Raw genomic sequence first — 21,879 nt, 5'->3', positions numbered from 1 at the left:
TGATTTTAACAAATAATTTTACAAAAGAAGGTTAAACTATGATTAAAAATGAGGGCTATATTTGTATTTTTGATTGTGAGAGCATACCTGATGTTGATTTGATCCGCAAAACTTTAGCTTTTAAGGGGAATGATTTGGAGGTGAGCTTAAAAGCCTTAGAATGGCAAAAAGAGCAAAGTGGAAATGAGTTTTTGCCTTTACCTTATCATAAGATTGTGAGTATTTGTGCAGTGATTGCTGATAGTTTTGGTAAATTTATTAAAGTGAATAAAATAGATGGTGATAATGAAAAAGAAATGATCCATAATTTTTTTTCTTTTATTGAAAAATACGAACCAAAATTAGTCAGTTATAATGGAAAAAATTTTGATATGCCTTTGTTGGTTTTAAGGGCTTTAAAATACAATATTAAAGCGGCAAATTATCTTGATACGCAAAGTGATAAATGGAATAATTATAAAACGCGTTTTTCAGAGCTTAAGCATTGTGATTTGTTTGAAAGCTTTGGAGGATTTAGGGGGATGAAGCTTGATGTGCTTTGTGCCATGGCTGATTTGCCAGGAAAATATGATGTGCATGGTGATGAGGTGATGAGTTTATACTATGAAGATAAGCTTGAAAAAATTCATGAGTATTGTGAAAGCGATGTTTTAAACACCTATATGCTTTTTTTAAAATATGAGCTAATCAAAGCAAATATTAATGATGAGGATTATGTTGGCTTTTTAGATACCATGGGTGAATTTTTAAAAACAAAAAAGGCTAATCGTTCTTATGTTGAAGTCTTTTGTAAAGCGTGTGAAAATGAAATTTCTAAAATACAAATTTAATCGTTAAAATAAATATATTAGAATTTAAAAAGTTATTAGTGATCAAGAAAGGAAAAATGATGAAAATTCTTATTAGTGGCGGTGCAGGATATATCGGTTCTCATACCTTAAGGCAGTTTTTAAAAACAGATCATGAACTTTGTGTTTTAGATAATCTTTCTAAGGGATCAAAAATCGCAATCAACGATTTGCAAAGCATAAGAGATTTTAAATTTTTTGAATTAGATTTGAGTGATTTTAAAGAGGTAAAATCTTTATTTGAAAGGGAAAAATTTGATGCCATTGTTCATTTTGCAGCAAGTATAGAGGTTTTTGAAAGCACTCAAAACCCTGTAAAATACTACATGAACAATACCGTAAACACGACTAATTTGATTAAAACTTGCATAGAAACAGGTGTGAATAAATTTATCTTTTCTTCTACGGCTGCAACTTATGGAGAACCTCAAACTCCGGTTGTGAGTGAAAATAGTCCTTTGGCACCTATTAATCCTTATGGCAGAAGCAAATTAATGAGTGAAGAGGTTTTAAAAGATGCTAATAAAGCTCATCCTGAATTTAAGTATTGTATTTTAAGATATTTTAATGTTGCGGGCGCTTGTATGGATTTTCATATAGGCCAACGTTATCCAAAGGCAACTTTACTTATAAAAGTAGCAGCAGAATGTGCAGCAAAGAAACGCGAAAAAATGTTTATTTTTGGCGATGATTATGATACAAAAGATGGAACTTGTATAAGAGATTATATCCATGTTGATGATATTTCAAGTGCACATTTGGCTGCTTTAGAGTATTTGCAAAATCATGAAAGCGATATTTTTAATGTGGGTTATGGACATGGTTTTAGTGTAAAAGAAGTGATTGAGTCTATGAAAAGAGTAACTGGGGTTGATTTTAAAGTAGAACTTGCTTCTCGTAGAGAAGGGGATCCAAGTGTTTTGATCTCTGATGCACAAAAAATAAGAACTTTAACTTCTTGGCAACCAAAATTTGATGATTTGGATTTAATCTGCAAATCAGCTTATGATTGGGAAAAACAGTGTTAAAAAGACTATTTTTCATTTTAAGCAAAGAGGATAAAAAATTTTTATTTTCTTTGCTTTTTTTTTCAGTTTTAATTTCTTTTATAGAAAGTTTTGCAATCTCTTTAGTGATGCCTTTTATCACTTTAGCGAGTGATTTTTCTTATTTTGATCGTAATCATTATTTGATAGAAATTAAAAATTATTTAGCTTTGCCAACATTTAAAATCATTGTTTATTTTGGCTTTGTTTTGATTATTTTTTATGTTTTAAGAGCTCTTTTAAATAGTTATTATTTTCACTTATTGGCTAAATTTTCCAAAGGAAGATATCATAATATCGCCTATAAAGTTTTTGCAAAATTTTTAAATATTAATTATGAAAATTTTACTCAAAAAAATCAATCTGAAATTTTAAAATCCATCACAGGAGAAGTTTATAATCTAAGCACGATGGTTTCTTCATTTTTATTGATGATGAGTGAAATTTTTGTTGTGATATTGCTTTATGTTTTAATGCTTTTAATTAATTATAAAATCACTTTATTTTTAAGTATTTTTATGGTTTTTAATGCATTGATTTTAATTAAAATTTTAAGCCCTATTATCAAAAAAGCAGGGCTTAGACGCGAAGAAGCAATGAAAAATTTTTTTGAAATTTTAAACACTAATCTAAATAATTTTAAACTTATTAAACTTAAAACCAAAGAAGATGGAATTTTAAATCTTTTTAAAGTTCAAAGCGAAGCTTTTGCTAAAGCAAATATTACTAATGAAAGCATGAGTGCCATTCCTAGAATTTATTTAGAGGGTGTGGGTTTTTGCATCCTTGTTTTTATCGTGATTTTTTTGGTTTTAAAAAATGAAAGTGATATTTCTAGTATTTTGGCTACAATTTCTATTTTTGTTTTAGCGCTTTATCGTTTGATGCCAAGTGCAAATCGTATCATTACAAGTTATCATGATTTGATTTATTACTGTTCTTCTTTGGATATTATTTATCAAATTTTTAAACAAGAAGAAGAAAATTTAGGCGATGAAGAAATTTCTTTTAAAAAAGAACTTAGACTTGAAAATTTAAGTTTTGGCTATAAAGGTAAAAAAAATCTTTTTAATGGTTTAAATTTAGAGATAAAAAAAGGTGAAAAAATCGCTTTTATAGGGGAGAGCGGTTGTGGTAAAAGCACTTTAGTGGATATTATTTTAGGGCTTTTAAGTCCAAAAGAAGGAAGGGTTTTGGTTGATGGGGTGGAATTAAATTCTAAAAACGCTAAAAAATATCGCCAAAAAATAGGCTATATCCCTCAAAATATCTATCTTTTTAATGACAGCATCGCTAAAAATATCAGCTTTGGAGATGAGATTGATGAAGAAAGGCTTTTTAGAGTGATCAAACAAGCAAATTTGGAACATTTTATCAAGCATCTTCCTGATGGAATTTGGACAAAAGTTGGAGATGGTGGAAGCAATTTAAGCGGAGGGCAAAAACAACGCATAGCTATTGCTAGAGCTTTGTATTTAGAGCCTGAAATTTTAGTTCTTGATGAAGCAACATCAGCACTTGATACTAAAAGTGAAGCTAAGATTATGGATGAAATTTATAAAATTTCAAAAGATAAAACGATGATTATCATCGCACATCGTCTTTCTACTATAACAAATTGTGATAGTATTTATCGTTTAGAGCATGGTGAGTTGATTAAGGAAGATTAAGTGAGAATTACTTTTATTATAGCGACTTTAAACTCAGGTGGCGCAGAGCGTGTTTTGGTAACCTTAGCAAATGCACTTTGTAAGGAACATGAGGTGAATATCATAAAATTTCACCAAGGAAATTCTTTTTATCCATTGGAAAATAATATCAATCTTAAAACCTTGCCAGAGTTTAGATTTGATACGATTTATCATAAAATTGCAAGTCGTTTTAAGAAATTTTTTACATTGAGAAAATTTTTAAAACAAACTCCAAGCGATGTATTTATTTCTTTTTTAGATACTACAAATATCGCTTGTATTATCGCTAAAATAGGGCTTAATACCCCACTTATTATTAGCGAGCATAGTAATCAAGCTTATTTAAAATCTAAAATTTGGAGATTTTTAAGGCGTTTGACTTATCCTTATTGTGATGCTTTAAGTGTTTTAGGTAGTAGTGATAAAATTTATTATAAAAAATTTGTCAAAAGGGTTGAACTTTTATTAAACCCTTGTCATTTTAGCACTGAAATTTCACTTGATTCTTCTTTTGAAAAAGAAAATTTAGTCCTTTTTGTAGGTCGCTTGGATGCAAATAAAAACCCTATGATGTTTTTAAAAGCAATCGCTAAATTAGATCAAAATATACAAAAAAATTATCGTTTTGTAGTAGCAGGTGATGGGGAATTAAGATCTATGCTTGAAAAAAAAGCCAAAGAAATGCATATTTGGGTGGAATTTTTAGGCAGAGTAGAAAATGTTAAAGAGCTTTATAAAAAGGCTAAAATACTTTGTCTTTGCTCTTTTGTTGAGGGTTTGCCAACTGTGCTTATAGAAAGTTTGTATTTTAATGTGTGCCGAATTTCAACTTTGTATCATGATGGTTCTAAAGATTTGATCGAAGATAATAAAGATGGTATTTTGGTAGAATGTGATAATGAAGAAATGTTGGCAAAAAAAATTGAATGGATTTTGCAAAATGAAGATTTTAGATTAAATTTAATACAAAATGCCAAAAAAAGATGTATCAATTTTGATATTAATGAGATAAAAAAACAATGGCTAAAATTGATTAAAGAAGTTTCTCATGGCTAAAATTTCAATCATCGTCCCTACTTTTAAGCGTCCAAATTTACTCAAAAAAGCCATTAAAAGCATACAGATGCAAAATTATAAAGATTTAGAAATTATCATTAGTGATGATCATTCAGATGATGAAACAAAAGATATAGTACAAGAAATGCAAAAGCAAGATAATCGCATAAAATATGTTTTAAACGATAAATACAAAGCAGGACCTAATGGAAACAAAAATAATGGCTTAGATCATGCTCATGGGGAATTTATAAGCTTTTTAGATGATGATGACGAGCTTTTACCTCATGCTTTAGAAATTTTAATGCAAAAAATTGATGAGGGCTATTCTCATGTTATTGGAAATTGTTTTATAGAAAAGGAAGGAAAACTCACTCAAGAATTTAGTGGAAAGGGTTTAAGTAAAGATCAAGAACTTTGTAAGAAAGATTTTTTGATGGGAAAATTTCACGGAGAGTTTTTTTCTATTTTTAAAAAATCTTTACTAAAAAATCAGCGTTTTAATGAAGAATTTTATGGAAATGAAGCAACACTTTGGATACACCTATACAAGGAAAAAACTTTTTATATTCACCAAGCCTTTCGAATTTATCGTTTAAATAGAAGCGATAGCGTAACTTTAGCGGCAAGTAAAAACGCTATTAGGGTTTATTTTGGTTATTTAGAACTTGCTAGAATTTTGGAAAATGAGTTAGAGCAAACTGGCGATGAAGATTATAAAAATATGTGTGCAAGTTATTATAAGATGGCGGCATATTATGCAAAACTTGGAGGAAAATTTAAAGAGCTTTATCGTTGTTTATTTAAAAGTTTGAGCATCAAGATAAATATACCTGCTTTAATATTACTCATTTTAAGTATAATTCCAAGTAGTATGATTAAAAAATTATCTAAAATACGGACGAGTTTATGCAAAAATTAGCAATTTTTATTTATTCTTTAGGAAGTGGTGGTGCTGAAAGAGTTGTAGCAACTTTACTTCCTATGTTAAATCTTAAATTTGAAGTGCATTTGATTTTAATGAATGAGAAAATTTCTTATGAAATACCAAAATGCAATATCCATTTTTTAGAACATTCTAAGCCTAGTGAAAATGCGATTTTAAAATTGATTAAACTTCCATTTTTGGCTTTAAAATATAAAAAAATGTGTAAAAGACTAAATATAAATACCGAATTTGTATTCTTAAATCGTCCAAATTATATAGCTTTAATGGCAAGAATTTTTGGCAATAAAACCCGCCTTGTTATCAATGAATGTACCACTCCAAGCGTGATGTATAAAAAAAAGAATTTTAATTCTTGGGCGAATAAATTTTTGATTTCTTGTTTGTATCCTAAGGCGGATTTGATTTTACCAAATTCTAAAGGAAATTTAGAAGATCTAGTTCAAAATTTTAAAATCCAAAAAGAACAATGTAAAATTTTATATAATGCTATAGATTTAGAAAATATAGAAAAAAAATCTCAAGAGGAAATTGTTTTAAAAGATAAATTTATTTTAAGTGTTGGGAGATTAGATGCAGGGAAAAATCACGCTTTGCTTATCCGTGCTTATGCAAGACTTAAAACAAATTTAAAGCTTGTTATTTTAGGCGAGGGAATTTTAAAAAATGAATTAGAAAATTTGATACAGGAGCTTGGCTTGGAAAATCAAGTCTTACTTTTAGGCTTTGATAATAATCCTTATAAATATATGAGTAAATGCGAATTTTTTGCATTTGCTTCGGTATTTGAAGGCTTTTCTAATGTTTTAATTGAAAGTTTGGCTTGTGGGTGTGCTATGGTATGCACTGATCATAAAAGTGGTGCTAAAGAGCTTTTTGGAAATGATGAGTTTGGTTTGTTGGTAGAAGTGGATAATGAAAATTCTATGTTTCAAGGTTTAAAAACCATGATTGAGGATGAAAATTTAAGACAAGCTTATAAAAATAAAGCCAAAAATAGAGCTCTTGATTTTGATAAAGTTAAAATTGCACGAAATGCTCTAGAATATTTAATAGGATAATGTATGTTTAAAAAAGAATATTTTAAAAACCCTCATACAATTTTATTTTTAATGATTTTAAGTGCTTATATTTTTAGTATAGCCTGTAGATTTTATTGGATTTTTTGGGCGAGTCAGTTTAATGAGTACTTTTTCAATAACCAACTTATGATAACTTCAAACGATGGCTATGCTTTTGCAGAAGGTGCAAGAGATATGATAGCAGGATTTCACCAGCCTAATGATTTATCATATTATGATGCTTCTTTATCAGCATTTACTTATTGGGTTTATAAAATCACTCCTTTTAGTTTTGAAACAATTATTTTATACTTGAGTGTTTTTTTATCTTCATTGATTGTTGTACCTATTATTTTAATCGCAAATGAATACAAATGCTCTCTTGCTGGTTTTATAGCCGCATTATTGGCAAGTATAGCTAATAGTTATTATAATAGAACTATGGCTGGATATTATGATACAGATATGCTTGTCGTTGTTTTGCCGCTTTTTATTTTATTTTTTATGATACGACTGGTTTTAAGAAAAGATCTATTTTCTTTGATATGTTTGCCATTTTTTGTCAGGGTTTATCTTTGGTGGTACCCTTCAAGTTATACTTTAAATGTTAGCTTGATAGGATTTTTCTTATTGTATTCTTTAATTTTTCATAGAAAAGAAACTATTTTTTATATGAGTATCATTTTGATGCTGATGACTTTGCCTAATATTGCTTGGTATTATCAAAGCTCTATTGTTGTTTTATTGTTTAGCTTTTATGCGCTTAAAAGTGAATACTTTAAAATAAAATTTTTAATTTTGTTAGGAATTTTCACTTTTATTTTTTTAATTATCAGTGGCGGAATAGATCCTATACTTTATCAACTTAAATTTTATATTTTTAGATCGGATGAAAGCGTTAATTTAACGCATGGTTTTATGTATTTTAACGTTAATCAAACTATACAAGAGGTTGAAAGTATTGATTCGAGAGTTTTTATGAAAAGAATCAGTTCTAGTGAAATTGTTTTTCTTGCTTCTTGTATAGGTTTTATTTGGTTTATTATAAAGCATAAAAGTATTATTTTAACTCTACCTATGCTTTTTTTAGGTTTTTTAGCTTTAAAAAGTGGGCTTCGTTTTACAATTTATGCTGTTCCTGTTTTAGCTTTTGGTTTTGGCTATTTGGTCTATTCTTTAAGGGAGATAAATTTAAAAAAATACAAAGCAATGGCAGTAAATTTTGTTATCATTTTGTTTGTTTTTTTATCTTTAACTCCAGCTTTGTTTCACATTTATGTTTATAGAGCGCCAACGGTTTTTTCTAAAAATGAAGCAACGCAATTAGATCAATTAAAAAAGATTGCAAATAGAGAAGATTATGTTGTGGCCTGGTGGGATTATGGCTATCCTATCCGTTATTATAGTGATGTTAAAACTTTGGTTGATGGTGGTAAGCATTTAGGAAAAGATAATTTCTTTCCTTCATTTGCTTTAACCAAGGATCAAAGATCTGCGGCTAATATGGCAAGATTGAGCGTTGAATATACGGAAAAAAGTTTTTATGCCTCTAATGATAGTCTTTTAAGAAAAGATATTTTGCAGGCGATGATGAAGGATTATAACGAGAGTAATGTCGATTTGTTTTTATATTCTTTATCTAAGCCGGATTTTAAAATCGATACTCCAAAAACAAGAGATGTTTATATATATATGCCTTTTAGAATGGCGTCTATTTTTTCAACAATTGCTAGTTTTTCTTTGATTAATCTTAATAATGGAAAACTAGACCAACCTTTTGTTTTCAGCACAGCTTATCCTTTGGGTAGGGAAAATGGAGAAATCATTTTAAGCAATGGCGTTGCCTTGAGTGATGATTTTAGAAGTTTAAAAATCGATAATGATGTTTCAATGATCCATAGCTTTATAGAGTTAAATTCGGTGCAGCAAAATGATTATAAAGAAATTCCAATTGATCCAAGCGGACAATATTATCTTTTTTATATCAAAAATAGTCCTATTCCGTATATACAATTTATATTGATGGATAAGACTATGTTTAGCAGTGCTTTTGTGCAAATGTTTTTTTTAGGAAATTATGATAAGAGCTTGTTTGATTTGGTGATTAATACACAAGATGTTAAAGTTTTTAAATTAAAAATTTAGGTTTTATTGATATGAAAATAGGTTTTTTATCTCATGCGGGGGCGAGTATTTATCATTTTAGAATGCCAATTATTAAAGCTTTAAAAAAACAAGGTCATGAGATTTTTATCATAGTTCCAAAGGATGAATACACGCAAAAACTTCAAGAATTAGATTTAAATCTTGTTATTTATGATTTTTCAAGATCTAGTTTAAATCCTTTTGTGGTTTTTAAAAATTTCTTTCATTTGAAAAAGGTATTAAAAAATTTAAATTTAGATCTTATTCAGTGTGCTGCACACAAAAGCAATACTTTTGGAATTATGGCTGCTAAATTAGCCAAAATTAAATATATTTTTGGCTTAGTAGAAGGCCTTGGTTCTTTTTACATCGATGATAATTTTAAAAGTAAGATGATAAGATGGAATATTAATTTATTATATAAAATTTCTTTTAAGCTTGCTAATGGTTTTATCTTTGTAAATGAGAGTAACGCTTTATTTATGAGAAATTTAGGACTTAAGAAAGAAAAAATTTTTATCATTAAATCAGTTGGTATTAATCTTAAAAAATTTTTCCCTATAAAAATCAATCACGAGTCAAAAAGAATTTTTTGGAAGAATTTTTGTATCGACGAAAAACCCATCGTTTTAATGATAGCAAGGGCTTTATGGCATAAAGGAATTAAAGAATTTTATGAGAGCGCAAGATTGTTAAAAGAACAAGCCAATTTTATTTTAGTAGGTGGAAGAGATGATAATCCTTCTTGCGCGAGTTTGGATTTTTTAAATTCAGGTTGTGTGCATTATTTGGGTTCTAGAAATGATATGGTAGAATTATTGCAAAATTGCGATATTTTTGTTTTGCCAAGCTATAAAGAAGGATTTCCTGTGAGTGTTTTAGAGGCTAAAGCCTGTGGAAAAGCTATTGTAGTGAGTGATTGTGAAGGATGTGTGGAGGCGATTTCAAATGCTTATGATGGACTTTGGTTTCAAACGGGAGATGCTAAAGATTTAAGTGATAAGATCGAACTTTTATTGAGCGATGAAAAATTAAGAGATAATTTAGGTGTAAATGCAGCTAATGATGCTTTAAAATATGATGAAAATATCATAGCGCAGCATTATTTGGAAATTTATAAAAGGGCAATTAGTAATGTATAATCATTTTTTTAAGAGAATTTTTGATTTTTGCTTAGCTTTATTTTTGCTTGTATTGTTTTCTCCAATTATTTTTATAACAGCTTTGCTTTTAAAACTAACTCAAGGAAGTGTTATTTTTACTCAAGATAGACCAGGTTTAAATGAAAAAATTTTTAAAATTTATAAATTTAAAACAATGAGCGATGAAAGGGATGAAAATGGAGAACTTTTGCCGGATGAAAAGCGTTTAAAGGCTTTTGGAAAACTTGTAAGATCTTTAAGTTTGGATGAGCTTTTACAGCTTTTCAATGTTTTAAAAGGTGATATGAGTTTTGTTGGGCCTCGTCCTTTATTAGTGGAGTATTTGCCTCTTTATAATGAAAAACAAAAATTGCGTCACAGTGTGCGTCCCGGTATTACAGGATGGGCACAAGTAAATGGCAGAAACGCTATTTCTTGGGAAAAGAAATTTGAGCTTGATGTTTATTATGTAGAAAATCTTTGTTTTTTCTTTGATTTAAAGATTATGTTTTTAACCGCTTTAAAAGTTTTAAAAAGAAGCGGAGTGAGCAAAGAAGGACACGTTACTACAGAGAAATTCAATGGCAAAAACTGAAAAAATTTACATTTATGGCGCGGGTGGGCATGGATTAGTTTGCAAAGATGTTGCTTTGAGTTTAGGTTATAAAGAATGCATTTTTTTAGATGATTTCAAAGCAAAGCCTTTTGATCCAAATTTAGAAAAATATGATTTTTTTATCGCTATAGGGAATAATCAATTAAGAAAAGATTTTTTTGAAAAAGTTTCTCAAAGTGGTTTTAAAATAGTCAATCTCATTCATCCAAGTGCGATCATTAGTCCTAGTGCTTTTATAAAAGAAGATGCTGGAATTTTAATCATGCCTTATGTTGTGGTAAATGCAAGAGCAAAAATTTCAAAAGGGGTTATTTTAAATACCTCAAGTGTAATTGAACATGAGTGTGAAATTGGAGAATTTTCACACATTAGTGTTGGGGCTAAGTGTGCAGGCAATGTAAAAATAGGAAAAAATTGTCTTTTGGGGATTAATTCTTGTGTTTTGCCAAATTTAAGTTTAGCTGATGATAGTATTTTAGGTGGAGGATCAACTTTGATTAAAAGTCAAAATGAAAAAGGTGTTTTTGTAGGAGTACCTGCAAGAAGGATATAACAAATCTTTCATCTTTTAGGATGGATTTTTATAAATTTAGTAAATATATATCATATCCTTTGAAAAACTCTCTAAATATAAATTCGAAGGCTTTTATCAACGTCCTTTTTTCTTTGAATTGGAAAATAAAAATTTAAAAACACTGTGTAAGTGAATTTATATAACTCGCAAATTTAATCTTTTTTATATGCATTTTGCAAAACGAGAAGATGTAGAATTTTATGAAATGGTGAAATTTGATTATTTTGCAAAAAAGAAGCACCAACTCTTATTATAAAAACCAAATATAAAAAATATGTGTTTTAAAGGTTATGTATAAAAAGAAGATTTAAAAAACTTTAAAAGTGGTGCAAAATAAATTTTACCTGCAAAAAGAATTTTTAATGTTTGATTTTTGGTAAATTATTTTAGATACAATGCATAACAAATACAAAGCTCTTTATAAAAAGGATAAAAATGAGATTTTTTCTTTCTCCTCCTCATATGAGTGGTAATGAATTAAAATATATTGAAGAAGTTTTTAAGAGTAATTATATTGCTCCTTTGGGTGAATTTGTAAATCGTTTTGAAAAAAGTGTTAAAGAATATAGCAAGAGTGAAAATGCATTGGCGCTTAACTCCGCTACTGCGGCTTTGCATTTAGCTTTAAGGGTTGCAGGCGTAGAACAAAATGATATAGTTTTAGCTTCATCTTTTACTTTTATAGCCTCAGTAGTACCTATTTGCTATCTTAAGGCAAAGCCTATTTTTATAGATTGTGATGAAACTTATAATCTTGATGTAAGTCTTTTAAAACGTGCTATTAAAGAATGTGAAAAGAAACCAAAAGCTTTGATTTTAACTCATCTTTATGGAAATTCTGCAAAGATGGATGAGATTGTGCAAATTTGTAGTGAAAATAATATTATTTTAATCGAGGATGCTGCTGAAGCTTTAGGAAGTTTTTACAAGGAAAAAGCTTTGGGAACGTTTGGAGAATTTGGAGCTTATTCTTATAATGGTAATAAAATTATCACAACTTCAGGCGGTGGTATGCTTATTGGCAAAGATAAAGAAAAAGTCGAAAAAGCAAGATTTTATAGCACTCAAGCAAGGGAAGATTGTTTGCATTATGAACATTTAGATTATGGGTATAATTATAGATTGAGCAATGTCTTAGGTGCTATCGGTTTAGCACAAATGGAAGTTTTAGAACAAAGAGTACTTAAAAAAAGAGAAATTTATAATTGGTATAAAGAATTTTTAGGAGATAAATTAACTTTTTTGGATGAATTAAAAGATTCAAGAAGTAATCGTTGGCTTAGCACTGCTTTGATTGATTTTGATATGAAAGAGCTTAATTCTTGCGAAAAAAATATCAACATTTCTCAAAAAAATATACCTTTACATCCAAAAATTTCTAAATTAATAGATGATTTAAAAAAAGAGCAGATTGAAACACGCCCACTTTGGAAGGCTATGCATACTCAAGCAGTTTTTAAAGATTGTAAAGCTTATATTAATGGAAATAGTGAGTTGTTTTTTCAAAAAGGAATTTGTTTGCCAAGTGGAACAGCTATGCAAAAAAATGATGTAAAAGAAATTTCAGAATTAATCCTTAAAAGTATAAAGGAATGATATGGATTTTTATAAAAGCAAAAGATTAATCTTTTTTTTATGTTTTGATATTGTTTTATTTTCTCTTTCTATATATTTGGCTTTCTCTTTACGTTTTAGTGGAGATATTGCAAATATTTTCTATCAAGGCATGTTTAAAGCAGGAATTATTTTACTTTTTTTGAAAATAGCTTTTTTATTTATTTTTAGAATTTATAAGGTTGCTTGGAGATTTTTTTCTTTAAGTGAGGCAAGAAAAATTTTTTTTGCTTTAGCTTTAGCTGAGTTTTGTTTTTTAATCATTTTTTATTTTTTTAGTGATTTTTTCAACCCTTTTCCAAGAAGTGTCGTAGGGATTGATTTTGTTATATCTTATATGTTTATAGGAACTTTAAGGATCAGCAAAAGAATGCTTGTAGATTTTAAATCTTCCAAAGCCGAGCAAGAAAATCCTTGCATCGTTATAGGGGCAACTTCTAAGGCTTTGCATTTGTTAAAAGGTGCAAGAGAGGGAAGTTTAGGATTTTATCCTGTTGGGGTGATCGATGAGAGAAAAGAGCTTATAGGAACTTATTGTGACAAATTTATCGTTCAAGATAAAAGCAAAATCAAAGAATATATTCAAGATGGCATTAAAACAGCTATTATTGCATTGAAGCTAGAGCAAGAATCTTTAAAAAAGCTTTTTGAAGAATTAATAGACTATGGCATTATAGATGTTAAAATATTTTCTTTTACCCAAAATAAAACTAGAGATATTAGCATAGAAGATCTTTTAGCTAGAAAGCCAAAAGATTTAGATGATGGAGCTGTAGCGGCATTTTTAAAAGATAAGGTCGTTTTGGTAAGCGGGGCAGGTGGTACTATAGGAAGTGAGCTTTGCAAACAATGCATTAAATTTGGTGCAAAGCATCTCATAATGCTTGATCATAGCGAATTTAATCTTTATAAAATCAATGAGGAATTGCAAAATTTCAAAGAAAAAATCACTCCTTTAATGATGAGCATTTTAGATCAAGATTCTCTTGATAAAGCATTAAAAACATATCAACCTGAATTGATTTTACACGCTGCTGCTTATAAACATGTCCCACTTTGTGAGCAAAATCCTTATGCTGCTGTGATCAATAATATAGTAGGAACAAAAATTTTAACCGATTGTGCTAAGGCCAACGGTGTTAAGAAATTTGTAATGATTAGCACAGATAAAGCTGTGCGTCCAACAAGTGTCATGGGATGTACTAAAAGAGTTTGTGAGCTTTATACACTAAGTTCTTCGGGTTCTGATTTTGAAGTTGCTTGTGTGCGCTTTGGTAATGTATTAGGATCGAGTGGAAGTGTGATTCCTAAATTTAAAGCTCAAATTGAAAATGGAGAAGCGCTAACCTTAACACATCCTGATATCGTGCGTTATTTTATGCTTGTAAATGAAGCTGTGCAACTTGTTTTGCAGGCTGGGGCTATTGCAAAAGGTGGAGAACTTTTTGTGCTTGATATGGGAAAACCTGTTAAGATTATGGATTTAGCTAAAAAAATGCTTTTGCTTTCAAATCGTCCTGACTTGGAAATTAAAATCGTAGGACTTAGAAAAGGGGAAAAGCTTTTTGAAGAGCTTTTAATCGATGAAAATGACGCTAAAACAAAGTATGAAAGTATTTTTGTGGTAAAAAATGAGAAAATCGATTTAAATATTTTAAATGTGCAAATTGAGAGGCTTAAGCAAAATAAAGATATAATTAGTCTTTTAAAAGAAATAGTGCCTGAATTTAAACACAATGCTGGAGGTAATTAAACATGTTTATTAAAGACATGCAAAGATTTGAAGATAATCGTTATAAGGCTAGAGCTTATATGACTTATATTCTAACAAGAAATTTGCCCAATAAACTTCCCGATATTCGTCTTGAAAGCATACGAGCTGCTTTAGACAAAATCGAGCATGATATTTCAGTTTTTGATGCTTTGTATATACTTGATACTTCTGGAAGACAAATTGGAAACGCTATAGCATTAAAAAAAGAATTTGAAATAGGAGATGGGGAAGATAAGAGTTCGAAAGCTTATTTTTATAGAGCTGTTAATCTTAAGCGATGCACTCTTAGCGATCCTTACCCTTCAATTTTAAACAATGAGTTATGTGTTACCGCTTCAATGCCTATTTATGATAACAAGGATAATTTATTATTTGTTGTTTGCATTGATATCAGCTTAACAAATATTTTAAAAATGATAGAAACTGGCTATTCTGAAACTATTTTTACCTATTTTAGTCGTATAGTTTATTTTTGTTTTGCTGCAGTTTTATTTATCATCACTTGTTTTTTATTTCAAAAAGGCTTATTTAGTTTATTCCATCCTCAAGGAGAAGTTGGCATACAGGTTATTTTTCAAAGTACCATTGCTATAACTTTAGCCTTGGCTATTTTTGATTTAACAAAAACAATTATAGAAGAAGAGGTTTTTGGAAAAACAAAAAAAGAGATTAATGGGATTCAAAAAACCATGGTGAGATTTTTAGGATCTATTATTATAGCGTTAGCTATAGAGGCTTTAATGCTTGTTTTTAAACTTGTTTCGAGTGATTTATCGCAAATGCTTTATGTATTTTATCTTATTGGAGGCATTAATCTTCTTTTAATAGGACTTAGTATATATTTATTTGCAGTAAAATATAAGAATAATTAAGGAAAAAAATGTTATAATTATTTTTTTACGAGGTTAATGAAATTAAAAAATCAATAGCAAAATAAATTTTTGAAAGGACAAATTGTGAAATTGTTAGTTGTTGATGACAGTTCTACCATGAGAAGGATTATTAAGAATACCCTAACAAGACTTGGACATAATGATATTCTTGAGGCTGAACATGGAGTTGAGGCTTGGGATTTACTTGTTAAGAATGAAGATGTTCAGGTTTTAATTACCGATTGGAATATGCCAGAAATGAATGGCTTAGAGCTTGTTAAAAAAGTTCGTGCTGAAAAAAAATATGAAGATATGCCAATTATTATGGTAACTACAGAAGGTGGTAAAGCCGAAGTGATTACCGCTTTAAAAGCTGGTGTTAATAATTATATTGTTAAGCCTTTTACTCCTCAGGTATTAAAAGAAAAACTTGAAGATGTTTTAGGAACAGGTTCTAATGAGGCTTCAGCTGAATAAAAATAAAGCCTTTTTTATGGCACTATGATGCAAAAAATTTATTATGAATTATTTTTTAAAGTAGATAAACAATATAAAAATTTATTTCTTGATTTTGTTTTTGATTTAGGTATTGAAGCCATAGAAGAAAAAGATGAAGGTATTTATATACGTTCAAATGAGAGTTTAGAAGAACTCTCATGGGCTCTTGAAATTTTTACTCAAAAACTGAAAGAAAAATTTAACACAAAAGAAGAAATTCTCTACAACAAAACTGTCGAAGAAAAAGAAAATAAAAATTGGATAGAAGAATATAAAAAAAATATCAAACCTATTTTAATTGATCAAATTTATATTCATACTACTTGGCAAGAAGAAAAGAAAAATTATATTAATATTAAAATAAATCCTGCTTTGGCTTTTGGTTCGGGTCACCATGAGAGTACTTATGCTTGTATAAAATTTTTACAAAAATTTGCAAAAAAAGATGATTTAGTTTTAGATTTGGGTTGTGGTAGTGGGATTTTAGGTATTGCAATGTCAAAACTAGGTTGCAAGGTTGAAATATGCGATACTGATGAATTAGCTATTCATAGTTCTTTAGAAAATGCCAAACTCAATCAGGTTTGTTTTGAAAATTCATGGAAAGGTTCTATTGATCAGGCAAAACATAAATATGATTTAATTGTAGCAAATATTATTGCAGATGTTATTTTGATTTTAGAAAAAGATATTAAAAAACATTTAAAAGATCATGCTATACTTATATTGTCTGGAATTTTAGACAAATATCAGACAAGAATTAAAGAAAAATTTCAAGATTTGGAGCTTATTGATGAAATTAAAATCAATGAATGGTGCTCTTTTGTATATAAAAATAAAAAGGAAATCTAATGAATAATTCTTCAAACAATAAAGGTAATCCGCAAAATAACGGTTTTTTTAATAAAAATCCTATTTTTATTTTTGCGGTTTTTGCTATTGTAATGATAGTCATTTTTAAAGGATTATTTGATGGAAATTCCTCATTTAGCGGTATGTTAAATGGCGGAGAAACTCATAAAAATATTCCTTATTCTGAACTTAAAAAATTAATAGAAAGTGGTCAGATTAATCAAGTCAGCATAGGACAAACCACTATAAAAGCTGTTTCAGGTTCCCAAAATACGGTTTATAGTGCTAAAAAGGTTAATGATCCAGAGCTTGTGAGTTTGCTTGATAGTAAAAATATCGCCTATGGAGCTTATTCTGAAACAAATTGGTTTACTGATATATTGTTTTCATGGGTGCTACCTGTGTTTATATTTTTTGGAATTTGGATGTTTTTGGCTAGTCGTATGCAAAAAAATATGGGGGGATCTATTTTAGGTATAGGAAGTTCTAAAAAATTAGTCAATTCTGAAAAGCCAAAAGTAAAATTTAATGATGTTGCGGGTGTTGAAGAGGCTAAAGAAGAGGTTAAGGAAATAGTTGATTTTCTAAAGTACCCTGAAAGATATATTAAACTTGGGGCTAAAATCCCGAAAGGACTATTGCTTGTTGGACCTCCAGGAACAGGTAAAACTTTACTTGCAAAAGCAGTTGCTGGTGAAGCAGATGTTCCATTTTTTAGCGTCTCTGGTTCTTCTTTTATTGAAATGTTTGTGGGTGTTGGTGCATCTCGCGTGAGAGATTTATTTGAAAATGCAAAAAAAGAAGCTCCTGCTATTGTATTTATCGACGAGATTGATGCTATAGGAAAAAGTCGTGCAGCTAGTGGTATGATGGGTGGAAATGATGAAAGAGAGCAAACCTTAAATCAGCTTTTGGCAGAGATGGATGGTTTTGGAACGGAAAGTTCTCCTGTTATTGTCTTAGCGGCTACAAACCGTCCAGAAGTTCTAGATGCTGCGCTTTTGAGACCAGGTAGATTTGACAGACAAGTTTTGGTGGATAAACCGGATTTTAAAGGTAGATGTGATATTTTAAAAGTTCATATGAAAGATGTTAAAATTTCTCCTGAAGTAAAAGTTGAAGATATTGCAAGATTGACCGCAGGACTTGCTGGTGCTGATTTGGCTAATATTATCAATGAAGCTGCGTTATTAGCGGGAAGAGATTCTAAAAAACATGTAGAACAAAATGATCTAGTAGAAGCGGTTGAAAGAGCTATAGCTGGACTTGAAAAGAAATCGCGTCGTATTAGTGATAAAGAGAAAAAAATTGTAACTTATCATGAATGTGGTCACGCTTTAATTGCTGAAACCACAAAAGGTGCAAAAAAAGTAAGTAAGGTATCTGTTATCCCAAGAGGTTTAGCAGCATTAGGTTATACACTCAATACTCCTGAAGAGAATAAATTTTTAATGCAAAAACATGAACTCATTGCTGAAGTTGATGTGCTTTTAGGTGGTAGAGCAGCTGAAGAAGTGTTTATAGGAGAAATTTCAACAGGGGCAAGTAATGATTTAGAAAGAGCCACAGATATCATAAAAGCAATGATCTCTATGTATGGTATGAGTGAAATCGCAGGTTTGATGGTGCTTGAAAAACAAAGAAATACTTTTTTAAGTGGCGGACAAACCATTAAAGATTATTCTGAGAAAACAGCAGAGTCTTTAGATGAATATGTTAAAAAAACTTTAGATGAACGTTACAAGGATGTTAAAGATACACTAAGTGCATATAAGGGTGCTATTGAAACTATGGTTGCAGCACTTTATGAAGAAGAAACAATAGAGGGTGCAAAAGTGCGAGAGATTATTAAAAATTATGAAAATGAAAATAATCTTTCAAGTCGTTTGCAAGACATTGAAGAAAACACTAAAGAAGAAAAATAATGAAATATATCGCAAAAGAGGGCTATTTTAGTATAGGTTTGATTGTATTTTTAATCATATTTTTTTGGATTTTAAATAGCTTTTCTTTTGTGCTTTTTTTGGCACTATTGATATTTTTATTTATTTTTAGAAATCCAAATCGTATTTTAATTTGTCATGATAAAAAAGCAATTTTATCTCCTATAGATGGGCAAATTATTCAAATAGAAAATACTTTTAGAAAAGATTTTGGAGAATGTATAGAAATAAGTATCGCCAATTCTTTTTGCAATGCAGGTTCTTTTTATGCTCCTTTTGAAATGAATATTGATGAAGTTAAATATAGATATGGGCTTTTTATAGATAAAGGATTTCAAAATTTAAATTTTTTAAAAGAAAAAATTTCTATCAATGCTGTAAGTAATTCATCTAAAATAATTTTGGAAATTTATGCTGGAAATTTAGGAAGAAAACTAAGACTTGATAATATTTCTCATGGTTTAAAAGTTGGGGATAGATTAGGTTTTTTAATTGATGGAAAGATAAAACTGGTACTTCCGAAAAATATACGGATACAAGCAGGACTTGGAGATGAAATAAAATCTGGATCTTTGTTGGGTTATTTGATTTAAGGAGATTGTTATGAATAGCAATAAACCGCAATTTGTTTATATTTTACCAAACCTTTTTACTGCTGCTTCTATTTTTTTGGGTGTTATTTCTATCATTAGCTCCATACAAGGAAATTATTACAAGGCTTTAATTTATATCATTTTTTCTTTAATCTGCGACGGACTCGATGGAAGGGTAGCTAGACTAACAAAAACCACTTCAAAATTTGGAATTGAATTTGATTCTTTGGCCGATTTGGTTGCTTTTGGCGTTGCTCCTGCTATACTTTTTTACATGGTAATAGGTTCTGAATATGGAAGATATGGTTCTTTGATCGCGGCCTTTTTTGTGGTTTTTGGTGCGATACGTCTAGCAAGATTTAATGTAACAACCGGAACTTACGAGCCCTCTGTTTTCATAGGTCTTCCTATACCTACAGCAGCTGTTGTTAGTTCGATTTGGACTTATAGTTATTATCATTATGATTTTTTAAAGACCTATGGTATTGCTTTTTTAATTTTACAAGCAATTTTAGGTTTATTGATGGTAAGTAATATACGCTATCCAAGTTTTAAAAAATTAGATTTTAATCGATCTAGTGTTTTAAAAGTGTTAATTATATTAATCATTATATTTTCATTTTTGTATCTTTATCCTCTTAGAAGTTTAATCACTTTAGCGAGTTTGTATGTTCTTTATGGAATTATACGAGCTTTTTATACGATTATTTATTCTAAATTTAAAAGAAGTTAAGTGTAAAATTTAGCAATGTTTTCACATTCTTCATTGCTAAATCCAGCTTTTAATCTTGCGTCTATATTAAGTTTTTTTCCAGCAAGGGAAAATTGATGAAATAAATTACAAATATCTAAAAAGCTATATTGTTCTTTATTTGAGAATTTCCACCAATAATCCCCTTTTTTTACATGGTTGATTTCGTCATTTAAAATGATGGCTAAGATTTCTTTTAATAAATTTTTTATAGGATGATTTGAACTTTCAAGTTTTGCAACCACAAAAGGATTTGCATCAAGCCCTTTTGCTTCTAAGCCACGATGAACTACACCCATTCTAAAATTTAAAGAATTTTGAGTTACTTTTAGCGCAGCTTCTAAATTATCATGTACACTAAAATCTCCATATTTAAAACCTAGTTCTTTCAATGCTGAATTTAAGAAATTAAAATGTTTAATTTCTTCTTCAGCAACCTCTAGCCAATCTTTATAAAATTGTTCTGGCAAATTTTTAAAACGATAACTTGCATCTAAAGCTAGATTGATAGCACTAAATTCAATATGTGCTATAGAATGGATTATTTTAGCTAAAGAATGGGTAGAATTTACAAATTTTGGACGTCTGATTCTTGTTGGATGAATAAGTTTTAAATTAGAATATATATTTTCCTTAAAAATGCTATTTTGATCATGATTGAAGACAATTTTTTGACTTTTAAAATTATCATAAAAATCAGAAAATTGTTTAAATTTTTCTTCAATATCTTGTTCGTATAAAATTTTTTCCAAATTAGAAAAGAATTCTTGATGCATTTTTATCCTAAATTTTTATTTTAATTATATTTAAAAAAAATAAATTTTGTTATAATTTTAATTTTTTAGATTGGAAAATGATAATGAAAATATTAAGCGAAGAAGAAAAAAGAATTATTTTGCTAAAGGGCACTGAAACCCCTTTTAGTGGAAAGTATAATGATTTTTATGAAAAAGGGATTTATCTTTGTAAGCAATGCGGTTCTAAGCTTTATAAATCAGAGGATAAATTTAAATCAGGATGTGGTTGGCCAAGTTTTGATGATGAAATTTCAGGAGCTGTAAAAAGAATTCCCGATAAAGATGGGGTGCGTACAGAAATAGTGTGTTCAAATTGCAATGCACATCTTGGGCATGTTTTTGAAGGTGAGGGTTTTACTGAGAAAAATATTAGACATTGTGTAAATTCAATTTCATTAGAATTTGTAAAAGGTTGATCGTGTTATCGAATTTAGGTTCTGAATTTTATTTAATGTTTTTTTCTAGTATAACCTTACTTGCTATTTTAAATCCATTTGGGAATTTAACTCAATTTTTATCTATGAGTGATGGTTTGCCTTTAAACCTTAGAAAAAGGTTGTTTAGATATATACTTTATACAGCACTTGTTATTATGCTTGTATTTTTATTTTTGGGTCCTTTACTTATGCAATATATTTTTCGAATTTCATTGGATGAATTAAGGGTTTCTGGGGGATTGGTTTTAATCATCATGGCGATTAAAAATTTACTTTTTTCTACAAAAATGATTATGAAAGATTTTAGTTTTTATCAAGAAATGGATGATAAAGAAATTTTGCGTCAAAGTTTAATTCCTATGGCTTTTCCTATGCTTGTTGGGCCAGGGGCTTTGGCAAGTGTGGTTGTGATTTCTGGAGATTGTGGGATTGATATAGCTCTTGGAGGTATGGTTATAGCTTTTGTTTTTATGTTTGTTTTGTTTCATTTTGCAGCAACTATAGAAAAAATAGTTGGAAAACTTATTTTGCATATTTTCTCTCGTATCGCTCAAGTGTTTATCGCGGCTATGGGATTTAAAATGATTGTAATAGGACTAAAGGATATTTTTCATTTATAAATT

The 21,879-nt window shown here is 29.2% G+C and carries 21 protein-coding genes; 20 read left to right on the top strand and 1 reads right to left on the bottom strand.

The window, feature by feature from the left end; translation table 11 throughout:
* Positions 1-38: 38 nt before the first annotated feature.
* The 18 genes from H2279_RS00960 (at position 39) to pssA (ending at position 20,004) form a co-directional block, all read left to right on the top strand.
* A complete protein-coding gene (locus H2279_RS00960; RefSeq protein ID WP_137623469.1) occupies positions 39-830 on the top strand; it encodes a 3'-5' exonuclease in 792 nt (263 codons plus the stop codon).
* 59 nt (positions 831-889) lie between these two features.
* A complete protein-coding gene (gene galE / locus H2279_RS00955; RefSeq protein ID WP_337195291.1) occupies positions 890-1,876 on the top strand; it encodes a UDP-glucose 4-epimerase GalE in 987 nt (328 codons plus the stop codon).
* A complete protein-coding gene (pglK, locus tag H2279_RS00950) occupies positions 1,870-3,564 on the top strand; it encodes a BC-type lipopolysaccharide transporter PglK (RefSeq protein ID WP_337195290.1) in 1,695 nt (564 codons plus the stop codon). The genes galE and pglK overlap by 7 nt, the downstream gene beginning before the upstream one ends.
* Complete coding sequence (gene pglH / locus H2279_RS00945) at positions 3,565-4,641, top strand: GalNAc-alpha-(1->4)-GalNAc-alpha-(1->3)-diNAcBac-PP-undecaprenol alpha-1,4-N-acetyl-D-galactosaminyltransferase (protein ID WP_337195289.1); 1,077 nt, start codon at positions 3,565-3,567, stop codon at positions 4,639-4,641. It abuts the gene before it with no gap.
* Entirely contained in the window at positions 4,634-5,563 is a 930-nt protein-coding gene (gene pglI / locus H2279_RS00940; protein WP_337195288.1) for a GalNAc(5)-diNAcBac-PP-undecaprenol beta-1,3-glucosyltransferase, read from the top strand. The genes pglH and pglI overlap by 8 nt, the downstream gene beginning before the upstream one ends.
* Complete coding sequence (gene pglJ, locus H2279_RS00935; RefSeq protein ID WP_337195287.1) at positions 5,551-6,648, top strand: N-acetylgalactosamine-N,N'-diacetylbacillosaminyl-diphospho-undecaprenol 4-alpha-N-acetylgalactosaminyltransferase; 1,098 nt, start codon at positions 5,551-5,553, stop codon at positions 6,646-6,648. Before pglI ends, pglJ begins: the two co-directional genes overlap by 13 nt.
* Before the next feature lie 3 nt (positions 6,649-6,651).
* Positions 6,652-8,793, top strand: a complete 2,142-nt coding sequence (locus H2279_RS00930; RefSeq protein WP_337195286.1) for an STT3 domain-containing protein — start codon at positions 6,652-6,654, stop codon at positions 8,791-8,793.
* Between the two features lie 11 nt (positions 8,794-8,804).
* Positions 8,805-9,935 carry a glycosyltransferase family 4 protein gene (locus H2279_RS00925; RefSeq protein ID WP_337195285.1) on the top strand — a complete coding sequence of 377 codons (1,131 nt, stop codon included), beginning with the start codon at positions 8,805-8,807 and terminating at the stop codon, positions 9,933-9,935.
* Complete coding sequence (gene pglC, locus H2279_RS00920; RefSeq protein WP_137623461.1) at positions 9,928-10,530, top strand: undecaprenyl phosphate N,N'-diacetylbacillosamine 1-phosphate transferase; 603 nt, start codon at positions 9,928-9,930, stop codon at positions 10,528-10,530. The genes H2279_RS00925 and pglC overlap by 8 nt, the downstream gene beginning before the upstream one ends.
* Positions 10,517-11,104, top strand: a complete 588-nt coding sequence (gene pglD, locus H2279_RS00915) for a UDP-N-acetylbacillosamine N-acetyltransferase (RefSeq protein ID WP_337195284.1) — start codon at positions 10,517-10,519, stop codon at positions 11,102-11,104. Before pglC ends, pglD begins: the two co-directional genes overlap by 14 nt.
* Positions 11,105-11,560: 456 nt before the next feature.
* Positions 11,561-12,721, top strand: coding sequence for a UDP-N-acetylbacillosamine transaminase (gene pglE, locus H2279_RS00905; protein WP_337195283.1), 1,161 nt, complete (start codon positions 11,561-11,563; stop codon positions 12,719-12,721).
* Position 12,722: 1 nt separating this feature from the next.
* On the top strand, positions 12,723-14,492 hold the full coding sequence (gene pglF, locus H2279_RS00900; RefSeq protein WP_337195282.1) for a UDP-N-acetylglucosamine 4,6-dehydratase (configuration-retaining): 1,770 nt from the start codon (positions 12,723-12,725) through the stop codon (positions 14,490-14,492).
* 2 nt (positions 14,493-14,494) lie between these two features.
* Positions 14,495-15,385 (top strand): PDC sensor domain-containing protein, encoded by an 891-nt coding sequence (locus tag H2279_RS00895; protein ID WP_137623457.1) that lies wholly within the window; start codon positions 14,495-14,497, stop codon positions 15,383-15,385.
* An 84-nt stretch (positions 15,386-15,469) separates the two neighbouring features.
* On the top strand, positions 15,470-15,862 hold the full coding sequence (locus H2279_RS00890; protein WP_337195281.1) for a chemotaxis response regulator CheY: 393 nt from the start codon (positions 15,470-15,472) through the stop codon (positions 15,860-15,862).
* 27 nt (positions 15,863-15,889) lie between these two features.
* Positions 15,890-16,735, top strand: coding sequence for a 50S ribosomal protein L11 methyltransferase (locus H2279_RS00885; protein WP_337195280.1), 846 nt, complete (start codon positions 15,890-15,892; stop codon positions 16,733-16,735).
* A complete protein-coding gene (ftsH, locus tag H2279_RS00880) occupies positions 16,735-18,660 on the top strand; it encodes an ATP-dependent zinc metalloprotease FtsH (protein WP_337195279.1) in 1,926 nt (641 codons plus the stop codon). Before H2279_RS00885 ends, ftsH begins: the two co-directional genes overlap by 1 nt.
* A complete protein-coding gene (locus tag H2279_RS00875) occupies positions 18,657-19,271 on the top strand; it encodes a phosphatidylserine decarboxylase (RefSeq protein WP_337195350.1) in 615 nt (204 codons plus the stop codon). The genes ftsH and H2279_RS00875 overlap by 4 nt, the downstream gene beginning before the upstream one ends.
* Positions 19,272-19,281: 10 nt before the next feature.
* Entirely contained in the window at positions 19,282-20,004 is a 723-nt protein-coding gene (gene pssA / locus H2279_RS00870; protein ID WP_137623452.1) for a CDP-diacylglycerol--serine O-phosphatidyltransferase, read from the top strand.
* Here pssA and H2279_RS00865 read toward each other — a convergent pair.
* Positions 20,001-20,798, bottom strand: coding sequence for a ferritin-like domain-containing protein (locus H2279_RS00865; RefSeq protein WP_137623451.1), 798 nt, complete (start codon positions 20,796-20,798; stop codon positions 20,001-20,003). The two genes, pssA and H2279_RS00865, sit on opposite strands and share 4 nt — an antisense overlap.
* Positions 20,799-20,881: 83 nt before the next feature.
* Here H2279_RS00865 and H2279_RS00860 point away from each other — a divergent pair, with 83 nt between their 5' ends.
* Positions 20,882-21,235 (top strand): methionine-R-sulfoxide reductase, encoded by a 354-nt coding sequence (locus H2279_RS00860; RefSeq protein ID WP_337195278.1) that lies wholly within the window; start codon positions 20,882-20,884, stop codon positions 21,233-21,235.
* A 35-nt stretch (positions 21,236-21,270) separates the two neighbouring features.
* Positions 21,271-21,876, top strand: a complete 606-nt coding sequence (locus H2279_RS00855; protein WP_137623480.1) for a MarC family protein — start codon at positions 21,271-21,273, stop codon at positions 21,874-21,876.
* Positions 21,877-21,879 lie beyond the last annotated feature (3 nt).

Origin of the sequence: Campylobacter sp. B0100352/1 (assembly GCF_020135855.1) — a bacterium.
GTDB lineage: Bacteria > Campylobacterota > Campylobacteria > Campylobacterales > Campylobacteraceae > Campylobacter_D > Campylobacter_D taeniopygiae.
Note: the sequence above shows the minus strand (reverse complement) of the source record. Positions and strands in the feature narration are given on the sequence as shown.

Bases quoted from the DNA above. Each gene is read 5' to 3' on its own strand.
- H2279_RS00885 (WP_337195280.1), top strand. From the start codon at position 15,890: ATGCAAAAAATTTATTATGAATTATTTTTTAAAGTAGATAAACAATAT.
- H2279_RS00865 (WP_137623451.1), bottom strand. From the start codon at position 20,798: ATGCATCAAGAATTCTTTTCTAATTTGGAAAAAATTTTATACGAACAA.
- pglE (WP_337195283.1), top strand. From the start codon at position 11,561: ATGAGATTTTTTCTTTCTCCTCCTCATATGAGTGGTAATGAATTAAAA.
- H2279_RS00930 (WP_337195286.1), top strand. From the start codon at position 6,652: ATGTTTAAAAAAGAATATTTTAAAAACCCTCATACAATTTTATTTTTA.
- H2279_RS00895 (WP_137623457.1), top strand. From the start codon at position 14,495: ATGTTTATTAAAGACATGCAAAGATTTGAAGATAATCGTTATAAGGCT.
- pglC (WP_137623461.1), top strand. From the start codon at position 9,928: ATGTATAATCATTTTTTTAAGAGAATTTTTGATTTTTGCTTAGCTTTA.
- pssA (WP_137623452.1), top strand. From the start codon at position 19,282: ATGAATAGCAATAAACCGCAATTTGTTTATATTTTACCAAACCTTTTT.
- H2279_RS00855 (WP_137623480.1), top strand. From the start codon at position 21,271: ATGTTTTTTTCTAGTATAACCTTACTTGCTATTTTAAATCCATTTGGG.
- pglD (WP_337195284.1), top strand. From the start codon at position 10,517: ATGGCAAAAACTGAAAAAATTTACATTTATGGCGCGGGTGGGCATGGA.
- H2279_RS00960 (WP_137623469.1), top strand. From the start codon at position 39: ATGATTAAAAATGAGGGCTATATTTGTATTTTTGATTGTGAGAGCATA.
- ftsH (WP_337195279.1), top strand. From the start codon at position 16,735: ATGAATAATTCTTCAAACAATAAAGGTAATCCGCAAAATAACGGTTTT.
- pglI (WP_337195288.1), top strand. From the start codon at position 4,634: ATGGCTAAAATTTCAATCATCGTCCCTACTTTTAAGCGTCCAAATTTA.
- galE (WP_337195291.1), top strand. From the start codon at position 890: ATGAAAATTCTTATTAGTGGCGGTGCAGGATATATCGGTTCTCATACC.
- H2279_RS00925 (WP_337195285.1), top strand. From the start codon at position 8,805: ATGAAAATAGGTTTTTTATCTCATGCGGGGGCGAGTATTTATCATTTT.
- H2279_RS00860 (WP_337195278.1), top strand. From the start codon at position 20,882: ATGAAAATATTAAGCGAAGAAGAAAAAAGAATTATTTTGCTAAAGGGC.
- pglJ (WP_337195287.1), top strand. From the start codon at position 5,551: ATGCAAAAATTAGCAATTTTTATTTATTCTTTAGGAAGTGGTGGTGCT.
- pglF (WP_337195282.1), top strand. From the start codon at position 12,723: ATGGATTTTTATAAAAGCAAAAGATTAATCTTTTTTTTATGTTTTGAT.